This window comes from Candidatus Eisenbacteria bacterium, assembly GCA_016867495.1.
Taxonomy (GTDB): domain Bacteria; phylum Eisenbacteria; class RBG-16-71-46; order CAIMUX01; family VGJL01; genus VGJL01.
This window is the reverse complement of the sequence record VGJL01000014.1, coordinates 1-25,219: the sequence shown is the minus strand read 5'-3', so window position 1 is coordinate 25,219 and position 25,219 is coordinate 1. Positions and strand designations below refer to the sequence as shown.

Below are 25,219 nucleotides of genomic sequence, written 5' to 3'. Positions count from 1 at the left end.
GCCCGCGCCGGGGCCCGTCATCGAATCAGGATGATCTGCCCTCTGACGCTCCGGCCTGGAATCTCGAGCTCGTAGAAGTAGACGCCGGGATCTTGCGCCTCGCCGCGATCGTCGTCGCCGTCCCACGCGATCGTGTAGGAGCCGGTGGGGAGGACGTGATCTAGGAGAAGCCTGACCTCCTGACCCTGGACGTTCAGGATCGTGAGACGGGCGCGGCCTAGGGCCTCGAGGAGGAACGAGACGGCGGACAGCGGCGAGAAGGGGTAATCGGGAGGAGGCCCCGCGATCTCCGGCGGGACCGGCTCGATGCCGGTCGCGGCGACGGGCGCGTGGGCGCCGGGGGGGCGATAGCGGCACGTGTTCGCGCAGTCGAAGCCGGGGCGCGGCCAGGGGGCGCTCGACTCGCGCGCCGTCCCCATCAGGTCCCATGCGAACAGCATGCCTTGGACCTCGGTGCCGAGCAGGAACTCGAGCAACCCGTCGCCGTCTATGTCGGCCACGCATCCTCCTCCGGCCACGACCTCGGACCCCTCCAGCCAGAGGGGGAATCGTGGGAGGGGATTCCCCCCGGCGTCGAGGGCGATCACGACCGTCGTCGGCTCGAATCCTGTCCGGAGGGCCGACACCAGGATGTCGAGCTTGCCGTCGCCGTCGGCGTCGGCGATGACAGGGGAGGCATTGACCGAGACCTCGGCGAGCCTCAGGGGAAACCCGTCGCGACGCCTGCCGCGCGCGTCCCATGCGAGGATCCAACCTTCCTCGCCGACTGTGGCCGCGATGACATCGAGCCTCTGATCGGCGTCGAGATCGGCCACGGCGATGCCGGCGTTGCATCGCTCGGGAAGGTCGACGGGCCAGCCGCGCAGATCGCGCCCGCCGGCGTCGAGCGCGTAGATCCTCGCGGGGCCGCGGAAGCCGGTATCGGTAGCCACGAGAACATCCAACTGCCCGTCGCCGTCGAGGTCTACGAGCGTTGGATCGGCATAGCCGGCGCGCGCGCGGTTTTGAAGCAGCCTCGGCCATCCGGGAAGGGGGCGCCCGGTCATGTCCCAGGCATGGACGCGATAGTTGTTCGCGGCGACGACGATGTCCTGCCGGCCGTCGCCGTCGAGATCCCCGACGGCGGGTCGCGCGAAGACTGTGCCCGCGTTCGGCGGATCGTCCGCTCCGGCGATCGCGACGGGCCAGCCCGCCCTGATCCGGCCGTCGAAACCGAAGACGCAGACACGCCCCTCGCCCTGGCAGGCCACAACCTCCGTCTTCCTGTCCCGATCGAGGTCGGCGCAGGCGACGGCCGACTCGATTCCTGGGATCTCAGGCGCGCCGGGGAACTCCGCGGGCCAGCCCGCGGCGGAAGCTCCGCTCGGGCGAATCGCGTGGACGCGACCGCGACGATCCCCGACCAGGACCTCCGGATCTCCGTCTCCCTCCAGATCCCCGAGCGCAACGCTGCCGACGCATTCCTCTCCCAGGAAGAGCGGCCATCCGGCGTGTGGAAGTCCGTTGCGGCCTACCGCCCAGACCCATCCCGATCGCGTGGCGAAGACGATCTCGGGACTCCCGTCGGCGTCGAGATCTCCCACGGCCGGCGTCCCGGGGATCTCATCTCCCGGGCGAAACGGCCACCCGGGGGGAGAGCTCAAGAGGGGGCGCGCCGGCGGTCGCGCCTCGCCGAGACCTTGATCCAGAGGGCCCGCTTCCCCCATCCGCAGGGGGCGCAGTCGCGCGATCACGCGTCCCGTGCGAGGCCGCAGGAGGAAGAGCCACGACTCCTGGTCGACGATCGCGTAGTCTCCCGTTGATCCCACGGGGTCCCAGAAGAGCGGCTCCGGCAAGGGAATCGTCATCATGGCCGACGGCGGTCCGGAAGGGGATTGCCCCCTCGATGGTGTCGGCGGACCGGCGGAGGCGATCGCCGCGAGAATCATCGCGAGTACGATCCGAGTCCGCGCGGCGGAGCGGATCACCCGCGCGCCCGCCGACGCAGTCAGCGATCGAATTGAACCGCGCATCCTGTCATACCGCACCTTGACATTCTCGGAGCGCTCTCGTGGAATTGCAAACGGAGCTTGCGCCGGTCCGGGGGGAAGGAGGCGTATGCGAGTCTCGCGTGGGATCCTCGGTTTCCTGGTCGCCGCGGTCTGCCTGCTCGCGCTGTCCTGCTCGGATGATTCCGATTCTCTTCGGCCGCAGCCGCCGGGCCCTCTGGTCTACGGCTCGCTGCTGACCCCGCGCGTCTCGATGGAGGCGGACCACCTTCTCGCCGACGCCTACCAGCATCTGGGGGCGGACCGCTTCTCCGTCGCTCATCTCTCGCTTTCCTGGTCCGGAGTAGCGAGTGGGCCGGTGCTGAGGCGGTGGGGGGCGTTCGCAAGCCACGTCCGGCGCGCTCTCGAGGAGGGGACCACGCTCTCCGTCGTCCTCGAGATTGTCCATGGGGGAGAGGCTGACATCCCGGAGTGGTTCCGCCCCGAGTTCCCCGGCTGGGAAGATCAGGACCTCAAGTGGGAGCTGGTCCGCTTCCTCAGGGAACTGGCGCGTCGTTCGCAGGGAACCGTCGGGTATCTCTGGCTCGGAGAGGGCGCCGACCGCTACGCCGCCTCCCACGAGGACGAGGCGGAGGCGTTACGTCTCTTTCTTGCCGAGATCGCCGACTCGACGCGGCAGATCTTCCCCGGCGCCAAGGTCGGGACGCTGATTACCCCATCGATCGTGAGCGAGAATGGGCAGGCCGATTTCGTCCGTTCCCTTCGCGGCTCCCTCGATCTGCTGGGTCTCTCTGTCTTCGCCGCGGATACGGTTGGCGGAGACGCTGACCCGGGCCGGTCTGTTGCGGAGGTGACGGCGGCGATCGCGCCGTGGAGCGATCGACCCTTCGCAATCCTCGAAACGGGGTTTCCGTCTACGGGCCTCTTCGGCGCCACGGAGGAGCAGGATCAAGCAGCTTTCGCCTCCGCGATCGCGACCTGGTTGAGGCAGCGCCCCGGCACGCTCAGCCTCTTCTGCTGGGCCCCGCTCCACGACGCGAACTCGGAGTTGAGCGATTCGCTGGCCCGGCGCCGCTACCCCGGCGATCCCGCGGAGCAAGCCCGGTTCCGCGCCCTCATGGGCGCCTCGGGGCTTCGGAGGAACGACGGCTCCATGAAGCCGAGCCGCCAGATCTTCTACGACGAGCGGCCATGAGTTCAGGCGGCGATCCGCGGGACCGGCCCCTGCCGAGAGGCGTCTCCTTCTGGGAGGAGTCGTACGCCGGCCACGAGGCGGGGTGGTTCTTCGGAAGCGAACCGAGCAGCTTGGCCCGCAGGGTGCTGCACTTCTATCGATCGATGAAGATCCCCACGGCGGGACGCCTGCTCGACCTGGGATGCGGCGAGGGCCGCGACGTTCTCTTCTTCGCGTCGCTCGGCTTCGATGTCGACGGAGTGGAGGGCTCTCCGACAGCCGTCGAACGGGCGCGGGAGAGCGTCGCCGGGGCCGGCTACCGCTGCCCGATCCTGCTCGAGGACCTGGCTTCCTTCGCCATGGACGCCGAATACGACGTGGTCTTCGCCAACAACTCGATCCAGTTCGTCGGGCCCGCGGCCTTGGACGTGCTGGGGAGGATTCGCCAACGGACCCGCCCCGGCGGCTGGAACGCGATCGGCATGTTCACGCGCGAGATGGCCGACTGGAAGAGGGATGCCGATGTCTATCACCTCGAGCCGAGGGAGCTCAAGTTCCTCTACCGGGACTGGAACCTGCTCGAGTACGGCGAGTCGATCATCTTCAGCCCCCGCAGGGGAGAGCATCGCTCCTTCGCGCACCTGATTGCCCGCAAGCCCCAGTCCGGCTAGGGCGGTCAGATTGCATCTGAGACGCTCGGCCTTGCGCGTCCGCGCCGGAGCGCTCCCCTGGAATTCACGCCGGCTCGCGCGTATGCTTGCCGCAAGCAATAGGGCACCCTGATTGCGCCAATCGCGCCTGGCGGCCGCCCAACGGAGGACCAAACAGATGACGAACGCGAACCGCTATCGGAGGATTCTGCTGCTGGCCGCCCTGATCGCTCTACCGCCGGCGGAGCTGAGATCGGCCACGCTCGACGTGATTGTGGTCGACGCGCGCGACCGAGCCCCCTTGGCGGGGGCATTCGTCATGGTCGGGCCGGGGAAGGGGATCCCCTTCGCGGGGAACACGGGATTCACGTCCGCTGGGGGATCGATCCTCTTCCAGGATCCGAGGCTCGTGGGATCCCAGACCGTGACCGCGGGGCTCGACGGTTACGCCTTCACATCCGTGATCGAGTCCGCGCAGAACTCCATCACGCTGCCTCTGTACCCCTCGACCGCCGACACGACGATCTACGGGCCGGTGGCGCGTGTGACGGGAAACGTCAACAACATCGCCACCGCATTCGATGGGAAACTCGACCTGGCCTTCGTCCTTCCGGCGGCGCCGCTCGACGCTCTGATCGGCTCTGGAAACCTCCTTTACGACGCGCCGCCCGATCCGGTGTCGCTGCCGGGCATCGGCGATGTCGTCTTCCCCGGCAACCTCGTCATGCCTTTTCAGATCGACTTTCCCCTCGCACAGAAGCCTCTCTACAAGATCGATCTCCCCGCGCAGACGACGCAGACGCTCTACTCGGTCGCATTCAGGATTCCTCTTGAGGTGCTGATAGGCGCTCCTCCCGACACCGGATTGATCAAGTGGGCGGAGATCCGGGAGCTGGGGGTCGAGAGGAACGTCGCCATCGGGTCGGGACGGACGCAGCACATAAACTCCGACATCAATCTCCTGACCCAGCTCACGGTCGACTTTCTCGGCGCTCCCCTGGGGACTCAGGTCCTGGCCGCCAGCGTGGGCGGCATCCCCGGCCCGACCGGTGAGGAGAGGATCATCGGCTACGACACAGACTTCGCCCTGATCGACACTCTGGACGCTTTCGTGCTCGCCTCCTCCACTCCGGGCGGAGACATCGCCGATGCGTCGAACTTCGTCGTGGGATTCTATGCGGACACTTCCCGCTATCAGGCCTTCACGTCGGGACGCGTGGATCGCACTCCGTTCACGCTCCCGGCGACCCGCATCTTGAGGGACTTCTACGACCCGCCGATCCTGACGCAGCAAGGCGCGCGATTCACGTGGAACAATGTGGCCACGCCCGGGACCGAGCCCAACCCGACATGGGCGCTCTCATCGATCACGCTCGGCCCGACCGCGCCGCCCGACGCTAATGTCGACACGACACTCGTCTGGAGGATCGTCTCGCCGGCGGGTTCGCGCGCATTCGCTCTCCCCTCGCTTCCGCTGGAGGCGCCGGGGCCGCCTTCCGGGTTGCCGGATCCGGAGGCCACCCCGGAGGCCGACAGGCTTGTCTGGGAGCTGTTCGTCGCGAATCCGGCAGGGACGATCGACGAGGTGCTCCAGCAACCCTCCGCGGGCGTGACGCACTTCTCGCGGCGAGCGCAGACCCTGAACCTGGATCCCGCGGCGGCGCCCGAAGCTCCCCAGCCGCAGAGCGCGATCCTCGCCTACCCCAATCCGAGTCGGGGCGCCGTCTGTCTTGTCATGGACGGATCCCGCATAGCGGAGAATGGACGGCTGGATGTGGTCGACCTCCAGGGGCGCAGGGTGCGCTCGCTGGGAGCGGTCGCGTCCGGCGGCGTGCTCGTCTGGGATGGGCGCGATGACTCAGGGGCTCGCGTGGCCCCTGGTGTCTATTTCCTGCGACCGTACGGAGAGCCGCGTCGAGCGGCCAAGCTGCTGATGCTGAGGTGATTCCTCCGCCTCCCGGTTCCCGGCTTGTGGGACCGCAGACCGGAGGAAAGCCCCCGCGAGCCGGTTGTCGCCCCTCCTAACAGGAAGTCCCGCATCAAGTTGGGCGCAGTCCAGATGTTCTTGACAGGGGACCGGGGCGCGGTGATTCTCTAGCGAATTCATCGCCCGCCCTCGGACCAGGAGGGCGTTCATCAATGAGGGAGGTATCGGTCATGCGTTGTTTCCGTGTTCTGATGGTAGGTGCCATGCTGCTCGGCGTCCTCGCTCTCGGGGCGAGCGCTCAGGACAAGCCGCTCACGTTCCACGTGGGCGCCGGATACGCCAAGCTGCTTGAGGATGATGCGCCCGGTGGTTCGATTGGCCTTACAGGCGGCGTCATCTACAACCTCGAGAAGCCGGAGGGTTTCGCGATCGGAGGCGAAGCCGGCTACCTGATGCTGGGCAAGGAAGAAGAAGAGTACAATGACGACGAATTTGATGTCAGCGTCAAGTCCGAGGCCAAGCTTTCCGTCATTCCTATCACGGCCCAAGGGTACTACATGGTCCCCATGGACGGATCGCTGGCTCCCTTTCTGACCCTCGGCCTCGGTTTCTACAACGTGCGCGCGAGCGTCAAAGTGGAAGTCGATTCCGGCAACCCCGTCATTGATGACATGCTCTCTATTGACGACTCCGACAGCGAGACCAAGCTGGGCATGAACTTCGGCGGGGGACTGAAGTTCGGCGCTGCGGATGCGAGGGTTCGCTTCGGCGCCGACGCTCGCTATCACATCGTCATGACCGACGTCGAGAACACGGACGTGCTGACCCTGATGGGTCGGGTCTACTTCTAGAGGACACGAGTCGTATAGGCCGGAGGAGAGTCCCCGGTCTTCAAACCAACGAAGGGGCGCAATGACCCGCATCGCGCCCCTTCCGTGCGCTCTGTCCCGTCTCGCTCCAGGCGGAGCGAAACGGTACAATCCGGCCTTGATCGACATCCCTGAAGGGGTGGCCGTTTTCCATCTAACCTATTATTTGACAATATGTTCTAGGACAACGTGAATCCCTTCACTTTGGCATGGGACTTGCGCTCAACCTGGGCGATTCCGGGTGCCCCTGGTGGGCTTGTGTTGGCGCCGTCGGATCGGGCTCGGGTGGTGCGGTGTGGCGGTCCGAGGCGGGATGGGTTGCTGCGACCGGGGAATCGCGTCCGGCCGTCAGGATGGGTGGATGCTGGGATTTGATGGACGGTCGGGCTCGGTTCCCTGGACAGGGGTTCCCGGAACAGCTCTAGCATCGGCAAGTGCGCTCGCCGGCCATGACCCAGCCGGATCCAGTCGGAGCGAAGGGAACGGTCCGTCGGTCGCGAGCCGGCGGGCCAATGTTGTTCCAGGGCAGAAGGGGATGCCTCGATGAAGACCCTCGTTCTTTCCAAGCTCGACGTGCCGGCGTTCGTGCGCGAGCTGCAGAAGCGCGGCAAGGTGGTCGGCCCCCGCCGCAAGGAGAGTCAGTTCGTTTTCGACGAGATCCGCGATCCGGAGGACCTGGCTCTCGAGTACCCGACGACGATCCTTCCTCCCGTCCGCCATCTGTTCCCTCATCAGGAGAGACTGCTCCACTTCCAGAGGAAGGACGTCGCGGCGAGCGACGAGATCGTGGAAGGCGAGCCTCTGATTCTCCTCGGGGTCCACACGTGCGACGTGCAGGGGATCAACATTCTCGACGAGGTCTTCTCCGACAGCCCATATGACGCGAACTACCTCGCGCGGCGCGCCCAGACGAAGGTCATCGCTCTTGAGTGTCAAGGGCCCTGCAGCCAATACAACCTCTGCCTGGACAAGGGGACTCACCGCCTCGAGGGTGGATACGACCTGCTCCTGATCGATCTCGGCGACCGGTACTTCATCTTCACGAGGACGGCCGCGGGGGAGTCAATGGTCGCCGAAACGGCTTTCCTGCGCCCGGCCACACCCGTGGATCGCGAGGCCCTGGGCAAGGCGAGGGAGATGCAGAGCGCGAGCCTGAAGCCCAGGCTCTCGGGCCCCGTGAATCGGCTCCCGAGCGCCCTCAAGGAAGCCTACGACGATCTCCTCTGGGAGGCCATCGGCCGCCGGTGCCTCTCGTGCGAGACATGCACGATGGTCTGTCCCACCTGCTACTGCTTCGACGTGGATGACGAGGTCGCCTTCGACCTGAACCACGGGGTGCGCTGCCGGCTCTGGGACAGTTGCCAGAGCCACAGGTTCGCGGAGGTTGCTGGGGGAGAGAACTTCCGGGAGAAGGCGTCGCATCGCCAGCGGCACCGCCTCTTCAAGAAGGAGGTCTTCCAGTTCGAGAAGTACGGCCGAAGCGCCTGCGTCGGTTGCGGGCGGTGCTCGGCCCAGTGCGTCGCTTCGATTCGTCTGACGGACATGTACAACCAGGTATTGGGAGGGTAGCGCCGTGATCGAGGCTCTTCCCGCTGCGCGCAAGTCGCTCTTCGTTCCCGAACCGGCCCGTATCCTCCGGAAAGAGAAGCTCACCGCCAAGGAGACTCTCTTCGAGGTGGCGATCGACAAGAGGTCGTTGGGGCACAAACCCTGCCAGTTCGTCGAGGTCTCGATCGCCGGGATCGGCGAGGCGCCCATCAGCGTCTCTTCGTCACCGACCTCGAGCGCCACGTTCGATCTCTGCGTCCGGCAGGTAGGCTCCCTGACGCGCGCCATGCACGCCCTCGAGCCGGGCGCGCAGATCGGGATCCGGGGTCCGTTCGGCAATGGTTTCCCGGTGGAGAAGATCGCCGACAAGGAAGTCCTGTTCGTCTGTGGAGGGCTCGGGCTCGCTCCCCTGCGGTCTCTCATCCTCTATTGCCTCGAGAACCGGGGGAGTTACCGCCGGCTCGTCACGCTCTACGGCGCCAAGCGCCCGGCGGAGCGGCTCTACGAGAAGGAACTGCTCGCGTGGCGCAAGGACGCCCGCATGGAGCTCCACGAGACGGTCGACATCGCCGAGAACGGCTGGACCGGGCATGTGGGAGTCATCACGACGCTCTTCGACAGGATCGAGGTGGATCCGCTCGAGACCGTCGCCGTGGTCGTGGGTCCGCCGGTGATGTACAAGTTCGTCGTCCTGGAGCTCCTCAAGAGGGGGATCATGGAGAGCCGCATCTTCATGTCCCTGGAGCGCCGGATGCGGTGCGGCCTGGGCAAGTGTGGCCACTGTCAGATGAACGGGATCTACGTATGCCAGGAAGGTCCCGTCTTCTGCTACAGCGAGGTCAAGAAGGTGAGGGAGGCGCTCTGATGAAGCCGAAGCTGGGCGTCTTCAGTTTCACGAGCTGCGAAGGCTGCCAGCTCACGATCCTCAACCTCGAGGACCAGATGCTCGATCTCCTCGGAGCCGTCGAGATCGTGAATTTCCGAGAGGCCATCGATGATCGGAGGAACGACTACGACGTGGCCTTCGTCGAGGGCTCGATCACGACTCCGGAGGAGGTGGAGGAGGTTCAGGCCATCCGAGGACGGGCGAAGATCCTCGTCGCGATCGGCGCGTGCGCCACAATCGGGGGGATCAACGCCCTCAAGAACAGGCACGATCTGGCGACCACGAAGCAGAAGGTCTACGGGGACGGCGCCCGCCACTTCCCGAGCGAGCCGACGCGCCGCGTGCGCGACGTGGTGCCGGTGGACTACGAGATGCACGGCTGCCCGATAGACAAGATCGAGCTGGTGCGCGTCACCAAGTCCCTTCTCCTCGGCCAGATCCCGCTTCCGTCCGAGCACGCGCTCTGCACGGAGTGCAAGCAGCGGGTCAATGTCTGCCTCTACGACAAGGGGATATGCTGCATCGGCCCGATCGTGCGTTCGGGCTGCGGCGCGATCTGCCCGGCCTTCGGGGAGGCGTGCGTCGCATGTCGCGGCTTCCTCAGCCACCCGAACATCGCGTCGATGGTCGAGATCTTGAAGTCGAAGGGGCTGTCGCGCGCCGAGGTCGAGGATCGGCTGACCCAATTCAACAGCCTGACCCCAGTGGATCTGAGTCCCTACTACCTGAGCTAGGGGAAGACCGGAGAGGCCCGGGAGGCGATCATGAAGGGTTACGAGATCAACGTCCATCACATCACGCGCGTCGAGGGGCACGGCAACGTGGTCGTCAACGTGAGGGACGGCCGCATCGAGGATCTTCGGCTGGAGATCGTCGAGGCGCCCCGATTCTTCGAGGTCATGCTCGAGGGACGGAAGTGGGACGAGGCCGCGTCGATCACCGCCAGGATCTGCGGGATCTGCGCGATCGGGCACACCATGGCCTCGATCCTGGCCTCCGAGGACGCGCTGGGGATCGTCCCGGACGAGGAGACCAAGCTCCTGCGCAAGCTTCTCATCGATGGAGAGACGATCCAGAGCCACATCCTGCACCTCTACTTCCTCGTCGCGCCCGACTTCTTCAACGTCGGCAGCGTGATCCCGCTCGCGGGGACGCATCCCGAGGTGGTCAAGCGGGCCCTTCGCCTGAAGAAGCTAGGAAACGAGATCTGCGAGATCCTCGCCGGCCGCAAGATCCACCCGATCGGAGTGTTGCCGGGGGGATTCGCGAGGTGGCCCCTGCCGGAGGAGATCCTCAGGGTGAGGAAGATCCTCGAGGACGCCAGGCCGGACCTCGAGGCCACCGTGGAGCTCTTCAAGACGCTCAAGATGCCGGAGCTGGAACGGAAGACCGAGTATGTCGCCCTGAAGGCGCCCGGCGAGTACGCGTTCTACACGGGGGACATCGCGTCGAGCCTCGGCAAGGTCACCCCTCCGCAGACCTACCTCGATCGGATCAGCGAGCGTGTCGTATCCCACTCGGCTGCCAAGCATGTCAAGGCCCAGGCCGAGAGCTACGCCGTCGGAGCGCGCGCCAGACTCAACATCAACCACGAGATGCTGCGACCCTGGGCGAAGGGAGTCCTCAAGGCGCTGGGTCTCAAGCCGCCTCTGACGAATCCGTTCCACAACAACACGGCCCAGCTGATCGAGGTCCTGCACTGCTACGAGAACGCGATCGAGATGTGCGACGAGTTGCTCGCGCGCAAGGGTTACGTCCACAGGATGAAGCAGCCGACGAAGTACGGGCGCGGGGCCGGCGCGAGCGAGGTTCCCCGCGGCGTTCTCTTCCACGACTACACGCTCGACGCCGATGGAAGGATCACGAAGGCCAACTGCATCATCCCCACGGGGCAGAACCTCGCGAACATCGAAGCCGACATGCATACCCTGGTCGGCCAGATGGCCGGCAGGGAGCCCCAGGAGATACAGCGCGGCCTCGAGATGCTGGTGCGCGCCTACGATCCTTGCATCTCCTGCGCGACGCACTTCCTGGAGGTTCGATTCGTCTAGGGGAGCGGTCCGCTCGTGGTTGACCGGACTCGGGACGACGGCGCGCGCTCGTCGAAGACCCTCGTCCTCGGGATCGGGAACCTCCTTCTGGGCGACGAGGGGTTCGGGATCCATGCCGTGCGGCGCCTTCGAGACGAGGGCCTCCCGGACGGGGTGGATCTCGAGGATGGCGGGACGGGTGGCGTCGACCTTCTGGACCGCATGGCGGGGTACGGGCGCGTCGTGCTCATCGACGCGATCCGGGTGGGGCGAGACAGCGCGCCTGTGAGCGCGGAGGCCGGTTTCGGGGACAGGGGTTCGAGAGCTGTGGGGGGAGCGGCGAGCGAGGGCGATCGCCCGAGAGCGCCCGCTCCAGGTGATGTGGTGGTGTTCCGGCTGAACACGGTGGAGCTCGAGAACCCCGATCCCCGCTTCTCCCTTCACGAGACGTCGCTAGGCGGGCTGTTGCGCCTCGCGGCGAGTCTCAGGATCCAGCTCCCGGAGATCGACGTTGTCGGATTCGTGCCCGCCGCGATAGCCTGGTCAGACGCGCTCTCGCCACTCGGGAGCGCGGCGATCGAGGTGGCCTTGGCGCGAGTCCGAGAGCTCCTCGCCGGGAGGGTGTGAGGCCGCAGCGGGGTCTGCCGAGCCATGCGAAGACGCCTCGTCCTTCGGATCACCGGCATCGTCCAAGGTGTCGGCTTTCGTCCCTTCCTCTACAGCCTCGCGGGCGCCCGCGGGCTCGACGGCTTCGTCCTGAACGACGATCAGGGAGTGTTGCTGGAGGTCGAGGGCGACTCTCGGGCGCTGGCGGGCCTGGAGGAGGAGATCAGGCGGGATGCGCCTCCCCTCTCGAGAATCGCCTCGATCAAGGTGACGCGCCTCCCGGCGGCCGGCCACGAGGGATTCGAGATCCGCGAGAGCCCGCGCGCGAGGAAGAGACGGGTTCCCGTCTCCCCCGACGCCGCCACATGCCCCGAGTGTCTCGCCGAGATCATGGATCCCCGCGACAGACGCCACCAGTACCCGTTCACGAACTGCACACACTGCGGCCCGAGACTGACGATCGTCAAGGACATCCCCTACGACAGGTCGAGAACCACGATGGCGGAGTTCGCGTTGTGCGAGCGCTGCCGGATCGAGTACGAAGATCCATCGAACCGACGCTTCCACGCCCAGCCCAACGCCTGCCCGGACTGCGGCCCGCGGCTCCGGCTCGAGGACGCGACAGGGATCCGCCTGCCGGTGCGCGATCCGATCGCCGAGACGAGGCGATTGCTCACTGCCGGTCACGTCGTCGCCATCAAGGGGATCGGTGGAGTCCACCTGGCGTGCGACGCGCGCAACGAGGTCGCCGTTCACACGCTTCGCGGAAGGAAGTACCGGGAAGAGAAGCCCTTCGCGCTCATGGCGGCCGATCTCGAGGAGATCCGCCGGCACTGTTTCGTCGGGCAGGACGAGGAGAAGCTCCTCAGCTCGGTGGAACGGCCGATCGTGATCCTGAGGAAGCGCGCCGATTGTCTTCTTCCCGAGGGGATCGCCCCCCGGCAGCGAACCCTCGGCTTCATGCTTCCCTATGCGCCCCTGCACCACATCCTCTTCAGCTCCCTGCCGGGCGATGAGCCCTGCCCCAGGGCGCTCGTGATGACGAGCGGCAACAGGAGCGACGAGCCGATCGTCTACAGGGATCAGGAGTCGCGGGAGAGGCTCTCGGACATCGCCGACTACTTCCTGCTTCACGACCGACCGATTCACGTGCGATGCGACGATTCGGTCGTCCGGGTCTTTCGCGACCGCCTGCAGGTCCTGCGGCGGTCGAGGGGGTTCGTGCCGCGAGCCCTGCCCCTCTTTCCTCCCTTGCCCGCCTCCGTCCTGGCCGTCGGGGGAATGCTCAAGAACACGTTCGCCCTCGGATCGGACGGAGAGGCGCTCCTGAGCCACCACATCGGCGACCTCGAGAATCTCGAGACCTACAGGTCGCTCGAAGAGGGAGTCGTCCACTATTGCAGGCTCTTCGGCCAGGACCCGGCCATCGTCGGCCACGACCTCCATCCCGACTACCTGTCGACGCGCTACGCCCTCGAGTTTCCGGCGGAGCGCAAGATCGGGGTCCAGCACCACGAGGCGCACATCGCCGCCGTCCTGAGCGAGCACGCCCGCGACCATCCCGTCGTAGGGGTCTCCTTCGACGGCACCGGCTACGGCCGAGACGGCACTCTGTGGGGCGGCGAGTTCTTTGTCTTCAGGGAGGGGCGGTTCGAGAGGGCGGGTTCCCTGGAGCCGCTGCTGCTGCCGGGCGGCGAGGCCGCGATCAGGGAGCCATGGCGGATCGCGCAGTCTCTGCTGCACCATCTGGACCCCGGCGGGGATCCGATGGAGCGGATCCTGGAGATCGACGGGCGCATCTCCGGTCCCGCTGCGGAGCTCGTGTCGCGGATGATCGCGCGCCGCTTGAACTGCCCCTGGTCGAGCGGAGCCGGGCGCTACTTCGATGCCGTCGGGGCGCTCCTGTTGCGCAAGGCCCGCAACATGTACGAGGGGCAAGTCCCCATGGAGCTGGAGATGATGGCCGAGAAGGCCGCAACGGACGCCTCAGGCTCGGGACCGTGGCCTGTCCGGATCCTCTCCGCCCCGGCCCGCGCGGGGGAGGGGGAGGCCCCCTGGCCGATGCGCTTCCGGGTGAGCCTCGATGAGGGGATCCGGGCCCTCCTCGAGGGGCTGCGGCGAGGGGAGAATGAGCCCGATCTCGCCTATCGCTTCCACCTCACGATGGCGGAGGCGATCGCGCGCGGGGCCGAAAGGCTCGCCGGGGAGGACGGGATCCGGACCGTCGCCCTCGGAGGAGGAGTGTTCCAGAACCAGCTCCTTCTGGGGATGGCGGTCGATCGGCTCTCGTCCCTCGGGCTGGAGGCGCTCTTGCCGCTCGAGGTGCCTGCCAACGACGGCGGCATCTCGTACGGCCAGCTCGCGGCTGTTGCCTGGGAGCTTCGCTCAGGCTGCTGATAGACTCCAGGGTAAGAGAACGGAGGTCATGGAGGATGTGTCTTGCTGTTCCGATGCGTCTGATCGAGAGGTCGGGGGAGTTCGGGATCGTCGACCTGAGAGGCGTGCGGAGAGAGGTCCATCTCGGGTTCGTTCCCGACATCGAGATCGGCGACTACGTCCTGGTCCACGCCGGGTTCGTCATCGAGAAGCTCCAGAGGGAGCGAGCCGAGGAGGATCTCCGTCTCCTGGAGAGTCTGCTCGATGATTCCGCGGACGGCGGCTCCTGATGTTCGATCTCGACGAGGCGCGTCTCGCGGACGCGGCGGCCTGTCTCGCGCTCAGGAACGAGATCGATAGGATCGCGCGCGATCTCCCTCCCGTCGCGTTGATGGAGGTATGCGGCACCCACACCACCGCATTCTTCCGGCACGGGGTGCGGGGCATGCTCCCGGCGTCGGTCCGCCTCATCTCGGGACCGGGATGCCCGGTCTGTGTGACGCCGACGAGCTACGTCGATCTGGCCCTTCGGTTGATGCGAGAGCCGGGCGTCGCATTGGCGACCTTCGGCGACATGATCCGCGTTCCCGGCTCGGCCACGAGCATCGAGCGAGAGAAGGGGCGCGGAGGGCGCGTCCACATCGTCTACTCCGCGATGGATGCGCTTGCCCTCGCGCGAAGCGAGCCGCGGACGACCTTCGTCTTCCTCGCGGTCGGATTCGAGACCACGGCGCCCACCATCGCCCAGACCGTCGTCCTCGCGGAGAAGGAAGGCGTCGCCAATCTGCGCCTCCTCGTCGGCCACAAGCTCGTTCCCCCGGCGTTGCGGGCGCTCCTCTCGCATCCGGAGCTCCGGATCGACGGCTTCATCCTGCCCGGGCACGTGAGCGTGATCATCGGCTCGGAGTCCTACCGCTTCGTTTCCGAGGAGTTCGGAGTCCCGGGGGCGATCTGCGGATTCGAGCCGGTCGACCTCCTCAAGGGCGTGCTCTCGCTGCTCGATGCCAGGAGAACGGGCAGGCCGGCGATCGCCAATCTGTACGGCCGGTTCGTCAAGAGCCACGGAAACCGTGCCGCTCTCTCAGCGCTCGACTCGATCTTCGAAACCGTGGACACGGAGTGGAGGGGTCTTGGAAGGATGCCGGCGAGCGGACTGGCCCTTCGCCCCTCGCTCCGACACCGCGATGCGGCTCTTCTTCTCGGGGACGACGAGATCGCGCGACTCGCCGCGAGCGCGCGCGATGACGCGGCATGCCGGTGCGGCGAGGTCCTCTGCGGGACCATCCTCCCGACCGAATGCGGCCTCTTCGGAAGCGGCTGCACCCCCGAGACCCCGGTCGGCCCCTGCATGGTCTCCACGGAAGGGACCTGCGCGGCCTACTTCAGATACGGGCGCCAGGCGTAGGTGGTGTTCGCGATGCATCCTTCGCGCCCCCCCGAGATCCTCCTGGCTCACGGCAGCGGCGGACGCTTGACGCACGAGCTGGTGCGCAGCCTCTTCGTCAGGCTTCTCGACAACCCCGCGCTCTCTCCGCTCGAAGACGCCGCATGTCTGGCCGTGGGCGCCTCGCGCATCGCCTTCACGACCGACTCCTTCGTCGTTTCTCCAGTCTTTTTCCCCGGAGGAGATCTCGGAAAGCTCGCAGTCTGCGGGACTGTCAATGATCTCGCGGTCATGGGCGCCCGCCCGATCGCCCTGTCGGCAGGCTTTCTCCTGGAGGAAGGCCTCTCGATCGAGCGTCTCGAGCGCTTGGTGCTCTCGATGCGGGGAGTCTGCGACGAGGTCGGCGTCGCGATCGTGACGGGCGACACCAAGGTGGTCGAGAGGGGAGGTCTCGATCAGGTCTTCGTGAACACGGCGGGAGTAGGGCTCCTGGACGGCCCCCTCCCCGAAGGAGCCGGCGCGGTTCGGCCGGGAGACCGGATCCTCGTCAGCGGACCGATCGCGGATCATGGGATGGCGGTCCTCTCGGCGCGCAACGATCTCCGCTTCGACACTCCGATCGAGAGCGACTGCGCTCCCCTCTGGCCCGTCATCGAACATCTCTTGGAGGGTTCGCGGGGGATTCGATGGATGCGCGATCCGACGCGCGGCGGGGTCGCGACGACTTTGAACGAGCTGGTCGCCGGACGTCCCTTCGGAATCGAGCTCGTGGAGACCGAGATCCCGATCCGGCCGAGCGTGGCGGCGCTCGCGGAGATCCTCGGGATCGACCCGCTCTACGTGGCGTGCGAGGGAAGGGTGCTCATCGCCGTGGCCGCCGAGCATGCCGATGCGGCGCTCGTGAGACTGCGGGAGCACAGGCTCGGGCTGGGCTCCGAGTCGATTGGCGAGGTGTTGGCCGATCCTCCCGGTCGTCTGACCCTGCGCACGCGCGGCGGCGGCCGTCGTGTTCTCGACCTTCTCTCGGGCGAGCAGCTGCCGAGGATCTGCTGATGCGTCGCTCCTTGCGGGCTCCATGCGGTATGACTATGCTTCGATACGAGACACTGTGTAGCGTTTCGATCCAATCCTGATCGACCGCTGCAGGCAATCCGCCGCGGGCATCCAAGAAAGAGTCCAACTTGTTGATCTGCAGTGTGTTGATTCGTCGTGGAGCCCGTCTGGGTGGCACCCTGCTTGCAGTAGGCTGGCGCTGGCCAAGAGCGCCCCGGAGATCGCGATGCTGAAGCAGACGCCGGCCTTTCTACATCTGCAAGCCCGGACGCCCGGACCCCGCGAGCGAGTCGTCGTGGTCACGGAGGATCCGAGCTTCTGGGTGGGCCTGCGCAAGGACGCTCCCGAACTGGAGCATGCCTGGCTCCTGGCGAACACCGCGCGCGAGTGTCTCGAGGCGGTCGAGGATCCTCGCGTGCAGGTCGTCGTCCTGGACGGAGCGCTCAACGACCGGCCCGCCAACCAGCTTCTCCAGCTTGTCAAGAGGATCCGGCCCACGCTCCCGGTCGTCTTCGCCTTTCTCTCCCCTCGGGAGGAGTGGGAACGGGAAGCCCGCCAGGCGGGCGTGCTCTACTACGGCGACCGGGCCGGCACGGCGGAGATGGTTCGTGTCGTCAGACAGAACCTGCGTCGAATCGTGAGACCCAGACCGCGGGGGGTGGAGCCCCCGCCGAGGGAAAGTTGATGCACGAGCTCTCTCTCGCCATCTCGATCCGCGAGATCGTGGAACAGGAGGTCGCGCGGCACTGTCGCGGGGCGGCTGTGGGCCGCGTCCCGTCCGTCACGGTGCGAATCGGGAGCCTGAGCTGCGTAGAGCCCGAGGCGCTCTCTTTCGCGTGGGAGGTGGCTCGCGGCGACGAGACGTTGCGGGAGACCGCATTGCAGATCGAGGTCACGCCGGCGCGGGCGCTCTGCGATGGGTGCGGAGGCTCCTTCACGCTAGGCCACGGGGAAGGGCAGTGTCCCGCCTGCGGTCCGGCGAGATTCAGTTTGATCGAGGGCCGGGAGATCGAGGTCAGGCGGATCGTCCTGGACGTGATGGAGGGCGCCCTCGTGGAGGATCAGTCCCCATGAGTCCTTCTCAGGAGATTCGTGTGCTCGACCTGGTCCGCAATGTCGTTCAGAAGAACGACGAGATCGCATGCGGCCTGCGGCAGAGATTCAAGGAGGCGGGTCTCTTCGCCCTCAACCTCCTGTCCGGGCCCGGCGCGGGGAAGACGACGCTTCTAGAAAGGACGCTCCAGGGGCTCGGCGTCGGGCGGCGCTGCCTGGTGATCGAGGGGGACTTGCGGACCGCGCGCGACGCGCAGAGGATCGCGGCTGCCGGCGGACGCGCCGTCCAGATCGTCACCAACGGCACCTGCCACCTCGAGTCGAGGATGATCGTCTCCGCGCTGGAGGGGGTGGACCTGAGGGACCTCGATGCGATCGTCATCGAGAACGTCGGCAACCTGGTCTGCCCGAGCGGCTTCGATCTGGGCGAGTCGGCGCGCGCGGTCATGGCCAGCTCCCCTGAGGGGGAGGACAAGCCCGAAAAGTACCCGTTCATGTTCGAGAAGGCCGAGGTCGTCATCCTCAACAAAGTCGATCTGTTGCCCCACCTGGCCTTCGACAAGGAGGCGTTCTGGGCGGCGGTCGCCAGGTTGAACCCGGCGGCCGAGCGCATGGAGATCTCCTGCGCTTCGGGGGCCGGGATCGATCGCTGGCTTGGATGGCTCGCCCGGCGGATCGAGGAGAGCAAGACGAATGCGAGTGGACTCGGGTCCGGGGCATAGAGGATCATCTCTACATCCCATGCGGAGGTAAGCGATGGAACAGGTCAAGAAGGAGAGAGCGAAACCGCAGGGCCGCGTCGAGATCCGCGAGGACGAGTGCAAGGGATGCGGCTACTGCGTCGCGGAATGCCCGCAGAAGGTCCTCGTTCTCTCGGAGGGATTGAACCGAATGGGATACCACCCGTCGCAATACCGCGGGGACGGGTGCACGGGATGCGGGATCTGCTTCTACACCTGTCCGGAGCCGGGCGCGATCGCCGTCTTCAAGCTCCCGGCCGGGAAGTAGGGAGGGGGGTATGGCCAGGTTTCTGCTCAAGGGAAACGAAGCGATCATCAAGGGCGCCCTGCTGGCCGGCTGCCGCGCCTATTACGGCTATCCGATAACGCCGGCGAGCGAGATCGCCGAGGCCGCCGCGATCTACTTCCCCCGTGTCGGCGGGACCTTCCTCCAGGCCGAGAGCGAGGTGGCGGCGATCAACATGGTCTATGGCTCAGCCGCCGCCGGGATCCGCGCGATGACGGCCTCATCCTCTCCCGGGATGAGCCTGAAGCAGGAGGGGCTCTCCTACCTGGCCGGCTCGGAGCTTCCGTGCGTCCTCGTCAACATCGTTCGCGGCGGTCCGGGGCTGGGCAACATCGCCCCCGAGCAGAGCGACTACAACCAGGCCGTGAAGGGAGGCGGCCACGGCAACTACAAGCTGATCGTTCTCGCTCCGAACTCGGTCCAGGAGATGTCCGATCTGACGATGCTCGCCTTCGAGCTCGCCGACCGGTACTTGAACCCCGTTCTTCTCCTGGCCGACGGGTTCATCGGGCAGATGATGGAGCCGTGCGAGTTCCCCGAGGGGCGCACCGAGATCCCCGAGAAGTCGTGGGCCGTGGCGCCGTCGCCGGCGCGCGTGGACAACTTCATCACATCCATCTTCCTCGATCCTGACGACCTCGAGGAGCACGTCAAGAAGCTCGACCGCAAGTACCAGGAGATCCAGCGCAAGGAGGTGCGGTTCGAGGAGTATCGCCTGGAGGACGCGGAGCATGTCGTCGTCGGCTACGGGATCGTCTCGCGGATCCTGAAGTCGGCAGTGGATCTGGCCCGCGACAAAGGCATCAAGGTAGGTCTGCTCCGTCCGATCACCGTCCTGCCGTTCCCTTCGGAGCAGATCGAACGCCTCGCCGAGCGCGTGAAGGACTTCCTCTGCGTCGAGCTCTCCACGGGGCAGATGGTCGACGACGTCCGGCTGGCCGTCCTCGGGAGGAGGCCGGTCCGGCTCTACTACCGCTTGGGAGGCAACGTGCCCACGGCGCACGAGCTGATGGCGCAAATCGAGAAGCTGGAGGAGCCGATCCATGCCTAAGGACTCGTTCGTCAAGGCGACTTCGTTCTATGTGGACTTCGACCGGAAGACGGGACCGGACAAGCTGTCCACCCACTACTGCCCCGGCTGCGGCCACGGGAACATCCACAAGCTGATCGCTGAGGCCATAGACGACTTCGGGATCCAGGATCGCACCATTTTCGTCTGGCCCGTTGGGTGCAGCGTCTTCGGGTACTACTACTACAAGTGCGGCAACGTCCAGGTCGCCCACGGGCGCGCCCCCGCTGTCGCCTCGGCCATCCGGCGGGCGCATACGGATGCGATCGTCCTCGTCTATCAAGGAGACGGCGACCTGGGCGCCATCGGCGGCAACGAGATCGTGCATGCCGCGAATCGCGGGGAGAACATCACGGTCTTCTTCATCAACAACGCGATCTACGGGATGACGGGCGGGCAGATGGCGCCGACGACCCTGATCGGGATGAAGACGACGACGACGCCCTACGGGCGGACCGCCGCGAACGAGGGGTCGCCGATCCGCATCGCCGAGCTGCTCGCCGCGCTCGAGGGGCCTGTCTACCTGGAGAGGGTCGCGCTGACCGACGCGAAGCACATGAACCGGGCGCGCAACGCCGTGCGCAAGGCGATCCAGACGCAGATCCAGGGGAAGGGATTCTCCTTGGTCGAAGCGCTTGCTCCCTGTCCCACGGGATGGAAGATCAACCCGGTCGAGTCGAGGGGCTGGATCCACTCGGAACTGGAGCCCCACTTCAAACTGGGCGTTCTCCGCGACAAGACGGACCAGATCGAGGCGAGGCCCCTGGAGGCCGCCAGGTTCGTCGGCACCGGTCTCGATCTGCATCTCGATATCGCCGACGACACCGGGCAGAAGGCTCGGCGCGGAACCCTGGCCGATGCCGGCTACGCGGACCCACGGATCAAGATCGCCGGCTTTGGCGGCCAGGGAATCCTCCTTCTCGGGGTTGCGCTCGCCGAGTGCGGGATGCAGGCGGGCTACAAGGTTTCCTGGCTGCCTTCCTACGGTCCGGAGATGCGCGGCGGCACCGCGAACTGCCACGTGCGGATCTCGGAGGCCGAAATCGGCAGTCCCCTGGTGGCCCAGTCGGATGTGCTGATCGCGATGAACCGACCCAGCCTGGAGAAGTTCGAGCAGAACATGCGTCCCGGCGCCCTGCTGTTCTACGACAGCTCCCTCATCCTCGTCTCTCCCCAGAGGAGCGACACCAGGATCATCAAGATCCCCGCGACCGAGATGGCGGACGCGATCGGATCGACGCGCGTGGCCAACATGGTGATGATGGGCGCATACATCCAGAAGACGGGCATTCTGGATCTGGAATCGGTGATAGGGGCCATGCCGAGCTACATAAAGGCGCGCAAGACGATTCCGCTCAATCAGCAGGCGCTCAGGAAGGGAGCATCCTTCGTGAGCGAGAATGCCCTCTAGCAGGGAGAAGACGATGGGCTTCCAGAAGACAGAGAAGATCTGGATGGACGGCGCGCTCGTCAACTGGGACGACGCCAAGGTCCACGTGCTCTCGCACTCGCTCCACTACGGCAGCGGAGTGTTCGAGGGCATCCGCTGCTACGAGACGGACCGGGGCCCGGCCATCTTCCGGCTGCGCGAGCATGTCGATCGCCTCTTCAAGTCCGCGCGCGTCTTCGACATGAAGATCGGGTTCCAGCGGGAGGAGATCTGCCAGGCCTGCGCCGACCTGATCCGGACGAACGGCATGCGGTCCGGCTACATCCGCCCCATCGCCTTCTTCGGGTACGGGATGCTGGGCGTCAACCCGGGCACCAACCCGGTCAACCTCACCATCGCCGCCTGGCCCTGGGGGAAGTACCTTGGCAGCGGCCCCATCAAGGTCAAGGTGTCGCGGTTCATCAGGATCCACCCGCGAACCACCGTGGCCAACGCGAAGGTTTGCGGCCACTACGTCAACTCGATCCTCGCGAACATGGAGGCCAAGGAGGCGGACTATCATGAGGCGTTGCTCCTCGACTACAACGGCTATGTCGCCGAGGGACCGGGGGAGAACTTCTTCATTGTGAAGGATGGGCTCGTGCGGACGCCGCCGCTCGGCGCGATCCTCCCCGGGATCACCCGGGCATCGATCATCCAGCTTGCGACCGATCTGGGCTACGAGGTGGAGGAGGCGCCCCTGACTCTCCAGGATGTAGTCTCGGCGGACGAGGCGTTCTTCACGGGGACGGCCGCCGAGGTGACCGCAATCCAGCAGATGGACGAGTTCGTCCTGGGCGGCGGGAAGATCGGTCCCGTCACGGCGCGGATCCAGCAGGAGTTCTTCGACGTCGTTCAGGGGCGCAATCGCCGCTACGATGAGTGGTTGTGGTTCGTGGAAGCCCCGAGGCCCAAGTCCGATAGGGCGGCGACGCCCGAGTCGTAGGAGAGCAGTCGCTGAGCGCGGTCCGCCCGGTCCTGTCAATATGACGGAAGATCGAATCCTCATCGTAGATGACGACGTGGACATGGCGGAGACCTGCCGCCGTATCTTTCGCAAGATCGGACTGAGTGCCGACACCGTCTTCGGAGCGGAGGACGCCTTGGAGCGTCTCGCCAAGGACAGCGGCTACAGCATCGTTCTCACCGATCTTCGCATGCCCAGAGTCGACGGCACCGAGCTCCTCCAGCGGATCAAGAAGGAGTACCCGGGGATCGATGTCATCATGATGACCGGGTACGGGACCATCCAGAACGCGATCCAGGCGATGAAGATCGGCGCGACCGACTACATCACCAAGCCCTTCGACAAGGACGAGCTGCTCAAGGCCGTAAACCAGATCCTCGAGTCCAGGCGCCTGCACGGCGAGGTTCATCGATTGCGGGAGGAGCTGCAGCAGACCTACGCCTTTCCCAATCTCATCGGCCGCGGGCCCTCGATGCAGAGGGTCTTCTCCGTGATCCAGGCGGCCTCCCGCAACGACAGCTCCATCCTGGTTCTCGGCGAGAGCGGAACGGGAAAAGAGGTGGTGGCCCGCGCGATCCACTACGGCGGTCAGCGGGCGGACCGCCCGTTCGTTCCGGTGAACTGCAGCGCGATCCCCGCGGGTCTGATCGAGAGCGAGCTCTTCGGGCACAAGAGAGGGGCGTTCACAGGCGCCAACGCGACGACGCTGGGCCTCGTGCGCTCCGCCGACGGCGGGACGCTGTTCCTCGACGAGTTCGCGGAAATGCCGCTCGATACGCAGGCGAAACTCCTGAGGGTGATCCAGGAGCGCAAGGTGCGCCCCGTCGGAGACGTGGCCGAGGTCGGCGTGGACGTCCGGTTCATCTCCGCCACGAATCGAAACGTCGAGGAGGCCCTGGCCGACGGCGTCCTGAGGCAGGATCTCTACTACAGGCTCGCCGTGATCCGCGTCGAGATCCCGCCGCTCAGGAACCGGCCGGAGGACATCCCGTTCCTCGTGCAGCACTTCATCGATCGGTTCTCCCGACTCTTCCCCAACTCGATTGCCGGGATCGAGCCCAGAGGGCTCGAGAGCATGCAGCGGTACGGATGGCCTGGCAACGTCCGCCAGCTCGAGAATGTGATCGAATCGCTCTTCGCGATGGGCCTCGGCGGGGTCATCGCCCTGGACGATCTTCCTGACTTCCTCCGGTCGGGCGGAGAGGCGGAAGCGATCGTGAGGGAGCAGCCGGCAGCGGCGCTCTCGGACGCCGAGCGGGCCGCCATCGAGCGGGCGCTCAAGGCGTGCGACGGCAACAAGTCGCGTGCGGCGTCGTTGCTGCGCATCTCCCGCACGCGACTCTACAGGAAGCTGCGGGAGTACGGGCTGACAGAGCACCTCGAGTAGTCATGGCGCCTGCGTTCGCGAGCGACGGATGGACGATCCCGCCCTGGGCATGGGTCCCGATCCTTCTGGCTCTCGGCGCCTGCGCCTGGCTCTGGGCGCGCCGGGGACGGCCGCCCCGTCCAAGCCGCAGTCCGATCGGGCCTGTCGCGAACACGCGCGTCCTTCCGGAGAGGGTGATCGAGGACGCGGCGGACGCGATCCTCCTGCTCGACCGCGAGGGGAAGATCCGCCTGTGGAACCGAGGGGCGGTCGAGACCTTCGGCTACTCCCGGGCCGAGGCGGTCGGCCGGTCGTACGATCTCATCCTTCCGGAAGGGACTCCGCTCGAGACGAGCCTTGTCGATGCGCTTGCCGATCCCGGCGCGGTGCGGGACCTCCGGACGCAGCGGCGCCGGCGCGACGGCGGTCTGGTCGAGGTCTCCCTCACCCGCTCGAAGGTCCGCACGCCTGACGGGGAGGCGATCGGAGAGGTGGAGGTTCTGAGGGACATCACCAGCCAGCGCGTCTTGGACAGGGAGATGGTCCTCACCGAGAAGATGGCGGCGGTCGGGAAGATCGCGTCCAAGGTCGTCCATGAGATCAGGAATCCGCTGGGCTCCATCAACCTGAACGTCGATCTGCTCCTAGACGGTCTGGAGGAGGCAGAGACGCCGGAAGTCGAGGAGGCGCGCGAGATCCTGCAGACCATCAAGCGCGAGACGAAGCGGCTCAGCCAGATAACCGACGAGTACCTTCAATTCTCGAGGATGCCTCAGCCGACGGGGGCGCGCGAGGACCTCAATAGCGTCATCCTCGGACTGGCCGACTTCCTGCGGCCGGAGCTGCGCCGCAGTGGAATCCGGCTGGTGCTCAACTTGGACGACGATCACCCGCGCGTGTCCTGCGACGGCAGGCTGGTGCGGCAGGTCGTTCTCAATCTGATCCGCAACGCGATGGAAGTCGTGCCTCCCCGGAGCGGACAGGTCATGGTGGTGACGAAGGCGACCCGCGACGCGGGGGAGATCGAGATCGACGACAACGGCCCCGGGATTCCTCAGGAGATTCTGCCGAGGATCTTCGATCCGTTCTTCACGACGAAGCAGGACGGCACGGGGCTGGGCCTCGCCGTCGTGCGGCAGATCGTCGAGGAGCACGGGGGATCGGTCAGCTGCTCTTCGGTCCCCGACAAGGGGACGACCTTCCGGATCCGCCTTCCGCTCGCGGCCCCGTGATGAGGGGGCTCAGGTCCCGCCGAGCGCCTTGTCGCGGAGGACCAGGTGCTCCTCCATCTTCCCGATGGCGTCGCTCAGTTCCGTGATGAACGCCTCGAGGATCTGCATAGGAGGCGGGCCCTCGGCGACTAGCTGCTCCGCTCGGTCCATTCGATCGATGTCATCGAAGAGAAGGAGATCGGCTTCCAGGATCCACTCCAGCGACTCCTCCGAGACCGCGTCCGCGTCGAAGAACCCCGAGAAGCCGTAAGGCGCGTAGCGGATCGTGTCGGCCAGGGTGTCGAGCCTCTTCGCTTGGCGGTCCGTCCGCGAGAGCCACGGCGCCGGCCAGCTCTCGGCTCCCCGGGCCATCGATTCCGCGATCCGCCGGCGAACCTCCGCGAGGCCCTCGAGGAGGCGGGCGCGCAAGCGCGCGTCCTCCGCGCGCCTGGAGTCCCGCGCCTTGTAGCCGTGGTAGCTGGGCACCAGGTAGACCAGGTTCGCCAGGAATCGAGATCCCGCCGATCGAGCGGTCGCTTGGAGCATGTCGACCTCCCTTCGAATCCCCCTTAGGCCCTGGAAGGGTGCTTTGCGATCTGGGTCTTCG

Annotated in this window: 24 protein-coding genes; 22 read left to right on the top strand and 2 right to left on the bottom strand. The window is 66.3% G+C overall.

Annotation, left to right across the window (positions count from 1 at the left end):
• Positions 1-17: 17 nt before the first annotated feature.
• Complete coding sequence (locus tag FJY88_03495; protein MBM3286404.1) at positions 18-2,012, bottom strand: hypothetical protein; 1,995 nt, start codon at positions 2,010-2,012, stop codon at positions 18-20.
• An 85-nt stretch (positions 2,013-2,097) separates the two neighbouring features.
• Between FJY88_03495 and FJY88_03490 the strand changes: the two genes are divergently transcribed.
• The 22 genes from FJY88_03490 to FJY88_03385 all read left to right on the top strand — a co-directional run bounded on the left by FJY88_03490 (position 2,098) and on the right by FJY88_03385 (position 24,633).
• The gene (locus FJY88_03490; GenBank protein MBM3286403.1) at positions 2,098-3,183 is read left to right on the top strand and encodes a hypothetical protein; all 1,086 of its coding nucleotides are present in this window, start codon (positions 2,098-2,100) and stop codon (positions 3,181-3,183) included.
• A complete protein-coding gene (locus tag FJY88_03485) occupies positions 3,180-3,833 on the top strand; it encodes a methyltransferase domain-containing protein (GenBank protein MBM3286402.1) in 654 nt (217 codons plus the stop codon). Before FJY88_03490 ends, FJY88_03485 begins: the two co-directional genes overlap by 4 nt.
• 157 nt (positions 3,834-3,990) lie before the next feature.
• Complete coding sequence (locus FJY88_03480; protein ID MBM3286401.1) at positions 3,991-5,757, top strand: hypothetical protein; 1,767 nt, start codon at positions 3,991-3,993, stop codon at positions 5,755-5,757.
• A gap of 194 nt (positions 5,758-5,951) precedes the next feature.
• Entirely contained in the window at positions 5,952-6,590 is a 639-nt protein-coding gene (locus FJY88_03475; protein MBM3286400.1) for a porin family protein, read from the top strand.
• Between the two features lie 561 nt (positions 6,591-7,151).
• Complete coding sequence (locus FJY88_03470) at positions 7,152-8,177, top strand: Ni/Fe hydrogenase subunit beta (protein ID MBM3286399.1); 1,026 nt, start codon at positions 7,152-7,154, stop codon at positions 8,175-8,177.
• 7 nt (positions 8,178-8,184) lie between these two features.
• A complete protein-coding gene (locus FJY88_03465) occupies positions 8,185-9,021 on the top strand; it encodes an oxidoreductase (GenBank protein MBM3286398.1) in 837 nt (278 codons plus the stop codon).
• On the top strand, positions 8,961-9,776 hold the full coding sequence (locus FJY88_03460) for an NADH:ubiquinone oxidoreductase (GenBank protein MBM3286397.1): 816 nt from the start codon (positions 8,961-8,963) through the stop codon (positions 9,774-9,776). Before FJY88_03465 ends, FJY88_03460 begins: the two co-directional genes overlap by 61 nt.
• 30 nt (positions 9,777-9,806) lie before the next feature.
• A complete protein-coding gene (locus FJY88_03455; GenBank protein ID MBM3286396.1) occupies positions 9,807-11,093 on the top strand; it encodes a Ni/Fe hydrogenase subunit alpha in 1,287 nt (428 codons plus the stop codon).
• A gap of 15 nt (positions 11,094-11,108) precedes the next feature.
• Positions 11,109-11,699 carry a hydrogenase maturation protease gene (locus FJY88_03450; protein MBM3286395.1) on the top strand — a complete coding sequence of 197 codons (591 nt, stop codon included), beginning with the start codon at positions 11,109-11,111 and terminating at the stop codon, positions 11,697-11,699.
• A 24-nt stretch (positions 11,700-11,723) separates the two neighbouring features.
• Positions 11,724-14,075, top strand: coding sequence for a carbamoyltransferase HypF (gene hypF, locus FJY88_03445; protein MBM3286394.1), 2,352 nt, complete (start codon positions 11,724-11,726; stop codon positions 14,073-14,075).
• Positions 14,076-14,110: 35 nt separating this feature from the next.
• Positions 14,111-14,344 carry a HypC/HybG/HupF family hydrogenase formation chaperone gene (locus FJY88_03440; protein MBM3286393.1) on the top strand — a complete coding sequence of 78 codons (234 nt, stop codon included), beginning with the start codon at positions 14,111-14,113 and terminating at the stop codon, positions 14,342-14,344.
• On the top strand, positions 14,344-15,459 hold the full coding sequence (gene hypD / locus FJY88_03435; protein MBM3286392.1) for a hydrogenase formation protein HypD: 1,116 nt from the start codon (positions 14,344-14,346) through the stop codon (positions 15,457-15,459). Before FJY88_03440 ends, hypD begins: the two co-directional genes overlap by 1 nt.
• 12 nt (positions 15,460-15,471) lie before the next feature.
• Positions 15,472-16,491 carry a hydrogenase expression/formation protein HypE gene (gene hypE, locus FJY88_03430; protein ID MBM3286391.1) on the top strand — a complete coding sequence of 340 codons (1,020 nt, stop codon included), beginning with the start codon at positions 15,472-15,474 and terminating at the stop codon, positions 16,489-16,491.
• Between the two features lie 226 nt (positions 16,492-16,717).
• Positions 16,718-17,176 carry a response regulator transcription factor gene (locus FJY88_03425; protein ID MBM3286390.1) on the top strand — a complete coding sequence of 153 codons (459 nt, stop codon included), beginning with the start codon at positions 16,718-16,720 and terminating at the stop codon, positions 17,174-17,176.
• Positions 17,176-17,565 carry a hydrogenase maturation nickel metallochaperone HypA gene (locus tag FJY88_03420; GenBank protein ID MBM3286389.1) on the top strand — a complete coding sequence of 130 codons (390 nt, stop codon included), beginning with the start codon at positions 17,176-17,178 and terminating at the stop codon, positions 17,563-17,565. The genes FJY88_03425 and FJY88_03420 overlap by 1 nt, the downstream gene beginning before the upstream one ends.
• Positions 17,562-18,266 carry a hydrogenase nickel incorporation protein HypB gene (gene hypB, locus FJY88_03415; protein ID MBM3286388.1) on the top strand — a complete coding sequence of 235 codons (705 nt, stop codon included), beginning with the start codon at positions 17,562-17,564 and terminating at the stop codon, positions 18,264-18,266. The genes FJY88_03420 and hypB overlap by 4 nt, the downstream gene beginning before the upstream one ends.
• 34 nt (positions 18,267-18,300) lie before the next feature.
• Entirely contained in the window at positions 18,301-18,552 is a 252-nt protein-coding gene (locus tag FJY88_03410) for a ferredoxin family protein (protein MBM3286387.1), read from the top strand.
• Between the two features lie 10 nt (positions 18,553-18,562).
• A complete protein-coding gene (gene vorB, locus FJY88_03405; GenBank protein ID MBM3286386.1) occupies positions 18,563-19,621 on the top strand; it encodes a 3-methyl-2-oxobutanoate dehydrogenase subunit VorB in 1,059 nt (352 codons plus the stop codon).
• Complete coding sequence (locus FJY88_03400; GenBank protein ID MBM3286385.1) at positions 19,614-21,050, top strand: 2-ketoisovalerate ferredoxin oxidoreductase; 1,437 nt, start codon at positions 19,614-19,616, stop codon at positions 21,048-21,050. Before vorB ends, FJY88_03400 begins: the two co-directional genes overlap by 8 nt.
• A gap of 13 nt (positions 21,051-21,063) precedes the next feature.
• Positions 21,064-22,014 carry a branched-chain amino acid transaminase gene (locus tag FJY88_03395; protein MBM3286384.1) on the top strand — a complete coding sequence of 317 codons (951 nt, stop codon included), beginning with the start codon at positions 21,064-21,066 and terminating at the stop codon, positions 22,012-22,014.
• Positions 21,947-23,422: a sigma-54-dependent Fis family transcriptional regulator gene (locus tag FJY88_03390; GenBank protein ID MBM3286383.1), complete on the top strand. Its 1,476-nt coding sequence runs from the start codon at positions 21,947-21,949 to the stop codon at positions 23,420-23,422. The genes FJY88_03395 and FJY88_03390 overlap by 68 nt, the downstream gene beginning before the upstream one ends.
• A 2-nt stretch (positions 23,423-23,424) precedes the next feature.
• Positions 23,425-24,633, top strand: a complete 1,209-nt coding sequence (locus FJY88_03385) for a PAS domain S-box protein (protein MBM3286382.1) — start codon at positions 23,425-23,427, stop codon at positions 24,631-24,633.
• 9 nt (positions 24,634-24,642) lie between these two features.
• On the opposite strand, the gene FJY88_03380 is transcribed toward FJY88_03385, so the two are convergent.
• Positions 24,643-25,158, bottom strand: a complete 516-nt coding sequence (locus tag FJY88_03380; protein MBM3286381.1) for a hypothetical protein — start codon at positions 25,156-25,158, stop codon at positions 24,643-24,645.
• Between the last annotated feature and the right edge of the window lie 61 nt (positions 25,159-25,219).